Below are 298 nucleotides of genomic sequence, written 5' to 3' on the forward strand. Positions count from 1 at the left end.
CCTGTAGCAGCCATGTCACCACAGGGCATGGAGAACAGACGAAACGAGATGAGTTTACCGCACTTTGTCAAGAATGTATTCGGACAGGTCGAGAAAGAGTTTTATCAAGAAATCAATCCACAACTCAACACAGATACTCGTATAAGCGGCATAAATGCCCTTTTAAGCCAGTTAGGGTACAAGATTGGATTCTCCAACGGCTACTTTGTTTTCAACGAATCTAGCGGCATTCAGACGGCTACAGGAGTAGAAGCGGAACAGCAGAGGACAGTGCAGTTTATTAAAGACGTTCGAGACA

At 45.0% G+C, this 298-nt stretch carries 1 pseudogene; it reads left to right on the top strand.

What is annotated here, in order from left to right:
• Positions 1 to 48 precede the first annotated feature (48 nt).
• Positions 49 to 298 (top strand): annotated as a pseudogene (locus tag KC820_RS13070) (hypothetical protein); the annotation flags it as partial.

The organism is Allobacillus saliphilus, assembly GCF_018138385.1.
GTDB classification, from domain to species: Bacteria; Bacillota; Bacilli; order Bacillales; family Alkalibacillaceae; genus Allobacillus; species Allobacillus saliphilus.